Source organism: Micromonospora tarensis (assembly GCF_016803395.1).
Lineage (GTDB): Bacteria > Actinomycetota > Actinomycetes > Mycobacteriales > Micromonosporaceae > Micromonospora > Micromonospora tarensis.
This window is the reverse complement of the sequence record NZ_JAEVHL010000396.1, coordinates 1-3,644: the sequence shown is the minus strand read 5'-3', so window position 1 is coordinate 3,644 and position 3,644 is coordinate 1. Positions and strand designations below refer to the sequence as shown.

2 protein-coding genes and 1 pseudogene are annotated in these 3,644 nt (G+C 72.3%); 2 read left to right on the top strand and 1 reads right to left on the bottom strand.

Annotated elements, in window-relative coordinates; genetic code table 11:
* Positions 1 to 116: 116 nt before the first annotated feature.
* Positions 117 to 506: an Rv2175c family DNA-binding protein gene (locus tag JM949_RS34550; protein ID WP_203152242.1), complete on the bottom strand. Its 390-nt coding sequence runs from the start codon at positions 504 to 506 to the stop codon at positions 117 to 119.
* A 188-nt stretch (positions 507 to 694) separates the two neighbouring features.
* On the opposite strand from JM949_RS34550, the pseudogene pknB reads away from it, so the two are divergent.
* Both pknB and JM949_RS34540 read left to right on the top strand, forming a co-directional pair.
* Positions 695 to 2,681: pseudogene (gene pknB, locus JM949_RS34545) on the top strand (Stk1 family PASTA domain-containing Ser/Thr kinase).
* On the top strand, positions 2,681 to 3,547 hold the full coding sequence (locus JM949_RS34540) for a deoxyribonuclease IV (protein WP_203152240.1): 867 nt from the start codon (positions 2,681 to 2,683) through the stop codon (positions 3,545 to 3,547). The pseudogene pknB and the gene JM949_RS34540 overlap by 1 nt, the downstream one beginning before the upstream one ends.
* The last annotated feature ends 97 nt before the right edge of the window (positions 3,548 to 3,644 follow it).

Genomic DNA, 3,644 nt, shown 5'->3' with positions numbered 1-3,644 from the left:
CCACGGCCCCCTCGCCCCCCGTTATCATGAAGTTGGTGACGTCCGGGACGGCGTGTCGTGACGATAACTTCATGATCAACGGGGCGCCGGTGGGCAGCGGAGGAGGGTGGGGGCGGCTAGAAGCCCAGGGCTTGGGCTCGGCGCTTCACCTCGCGGGCCTGGTCACCGGAGAGGGCGGCGGCCGGGGTCGCGCCGGGGAGGGTGTCGTCCGACTCGTAGAGCCAGCGCAGGGCGGCCTCGTCGTCGTAGCCGTTGTCGGCAAGCAGGTTGAGCACACCGGGCAGGTGCTTGAGCACGGTCTGGTTGGCCACCAGGTCCGCCGGGATCCGACGGACGCCGTCGCGGCGGACCGCCAGCAACTCCCGGTCTCGGATCATCTGGTGCACCTTGCTGATCGACACGTCGAGGCGCTCGGCGACGTCGGGCAGGGTCAACCAGCCGGCCGGGTCGGTGGGTCCGGCGAGTTCCGGGCCGGGCGCGGCCTGGTCGGGTACGGGTTCGGTCACCCGACCACCCTGCCACGCCGCCGTCGGGACGAGCCACCGGCACCCCGGGCGGTCGACCGGCAGCCTCCGCCCCGACCATCGCTGACCTGCGGATAAGGAGCGGCGAGAGCGGCGGGACGGACCAGTTCGGCGTACGGCTGTAGCATCCTGTTCAACCTTGACCCCCTGGACACATAGACTGCCTGCCGATGGACACACAGGTCGCCGACACGTTGCTGGGCTCGCTGATCGACGGGCGCTACCGCATTCGCGGTCGCGTGGCCCGTGGTGGCATGGCGACCGTGTACACCGCCACCGACGAACGCCTTGAGCGCACCGTCGCTGTCAAGATCATTCATCCGACCCAGGCGCCCGAGGCGCGGGCCCGGATCGCCAACTTCGTGGCCCGGTTCACCGACGAGGCGAAGACCATCGCCCGGCTGACCCATCCGAACGTGGTGGCGGTCTACGACCAGGGCACGCACGCCGGTCTGCCGTACCTGGTGATGGAGTACGTCCGCGGCCGCACGCTGCGCGACGTGCTGGCCGAACGACGCCGGCTCAACCCGGACGAGGCGCTGGCCATCGTCGAGCAGATGCTCGCCGCGATCGCCGCCGCGCACCGGGCCGGTCTCGTGCACCGCGACGTCAAGCCGGAGAACGTGCTGGTTGCCGAGGCCCCCACCGGTGGCGTCGCCAACCTGGTCGACAGCGTGGTCAAGGTGGCCGACTTCGGCCTGGCCCGGGCGGTCGAGGCGAGCGCCGACGAGGCGCAGGGCAACCAGCTGATGGCCACCGTGGCGTACGTCGCGCCGGAGCTGGTCACCGAGGGCCGCGCTGATCCGCGCACGGACGTCTACTCGGCCGGCATCGTGCTGTTCGAGATGCTCACCGGCCGGGTGCCGTACGACGGGGACCGCCCGGTCGACGTCGCCTGGCAGCACGTCGACCGCGACGTGCCGACACCGTCGACGCTGGTGCCCGGGCTGCCGTCGGTCCTCGACGATCTGGTGCAGCGGGCGACCCGGCGCGACCCCGGCGCACGGCCCGCCGACGCCGGCGCCCTGCTGGCCGAGGTGCAGGTGGCCCGGGACGCTGGGCGACGCCAACAGCCACACTGCCGTGCTCAGTCCGATCAGCGGTGCGGCGCCGCTCGCCCAGCCGACCATGATGGTCGCGACGGTCCGACCGACCGACCGACCGGCCTGGGCGCGCCTGCCCGAGGGCGCCAACAGCCAGGGTCCGGGTCGACGTCGCGCCGCCCCGGAGGCGGCCGAGGGCCTGGGGGGCCGGCTCGCCACGTTCCGCAGCACCGTGCTGGGCAACCCCAGTGGCCGGCTGGCCTTCGCGGCCGTGGTGGTGGCGCTGGGCCTGGTGGCCGCGATCGGGGGTTGGTGGTTCGGCGTCGGCCGCTACACGACCACCCCGCAGCTGGTGAGCTTGAGCAAGGCCGAGGCGCAGGCGCAGGCCGACCGCGCCGGGCTCCTGCTCACGTACGCCGAGCCGCGCTTCGACGAGAAGGCCCCGAAGGACAGCGTGCTGGGGCAGAGCCCGGCGTCCACCGCCAAGATCCTCAAGGGTGGCCGGATCACCCTCACCCTCTCCCTCGGCCCGGAGCGCTTCCCCGTGCCGGACGTGATCGGCAAGGAGTTCGAGCTCGCCGAGGCGGACCTGGTCAACGCGAAGCTGGTGGTAGCCAAGGGCACCGCCCGCTACGACGACACCCTGCCGGCCGGGGTCGTGCTGGACAGCTCCCCCAAGGTGGGCACCGAGGTCAAACCGGGTGCGAAGATCACCCTCATTCTCAGCCGGGGCCGGGCGCCGGTGACGGTGCCGAACCTGGTCGGCAAGAGCCTGACCGAGGCCCGGACCACGCTGGCTCAACTCAACCTGGTGCTGGCGGAGACCTACAAGGACTCCGACAAGCCGAGGGACGAGGTCCTCGGCCAGAGCCCGGCCGACGGCGCGGGCGTGGAGAAGGGCACCCAGGTCAAGCTGGACGTCAGCAAGGGCCCGCCGCTGGCCGTCCTGCCCCGGGTGATCGATCTGCCGTGCCAGCAGGCCAAGCAGTTGCTGGAGAGCCAGGGCTACCCGGTGACGATGGCGGTCAACCCGAACGCCGTGGTCCGGATCCAGGCTCCCGGTGAGAATTCGCAGGTGCCGCCGGGCACCCCGGTCGTCATCACGTGTTTCTGATGCCGACGGTCCACTCGCGTCCGGTGGGCGCGCACACACCCACCTCCGGCGGGCTGGCGAAGGCCGCGCTGCCGTACGCCGACGCGACCGGCGCGCGGGTGGTGCAGGTGTACGTGTCGAACTCCCGGGGCTGGGCGCTGCCCGCCGGTGACCCGGCGCAGGACGCCCTGTTCCGGGACGGTTGCGCCGAGCGGGGCATCTCGACGTTCATCCACGCCTCGCTGCTGGTCAACCTCGGCTCCCCCACCGCGGCCACTGTCGAGAGGTCGGCCCAGACGCTGGCCCACGCGCTGCGTCGGGGCGTCGCGATCGGCGCGCGGGCGGTGGTGTTCCACGCCGGCAGTTCGGTGGACGAGGGGCACGCCGAGGCGGCGATGCGGCAGGTCCGCGAGGAGTTGCTGCCGCTGCTCGACTGGGCCGCCGACGCTGGCGGGCCGATGCTGCTGGTCGAGCCGAGCGCGGGCGGAGGTCGGTCACTCGCGTCCCGGGTCGAGCAGCTCGGGCCCTACCTGGACGCGGTGGACCGGCACCCGATGCTCGGCGTCTGCTTCGACACCTGTCACGCCTGGGCCGCCGGTCACGACCTGGCGGCCGAGGGCGGCATGACGGCGACCCTGGACACTCTGGTCGCCACGGTCGGCGCGGGCCGGCTGCGGCTGGTGCACGCCAACGACTCGAAGGACCTGTGCGGCTCCACCCGGGACCGGCACGAGAACATCGGCAAGGGCACCATCGGGGAGCCGGCCTTCGCCGAGCTGATGGCGCACCCCGCGACCAGCGGTGTCCCGGTGGTGGTGGAGACCCCCAGCGAAAAGCAGCTGGGCCACACCGCCGACATCCAAACCCTCACCCGCCTCTCCCCCTAGCCCCCACCCCATCGTCCGGCCGTCCCGCGCGTTGACCATGAAGTTATCGCCATGACACGCCGACGCCGAGCGCGATAACTTATGATCAACCGCCGGG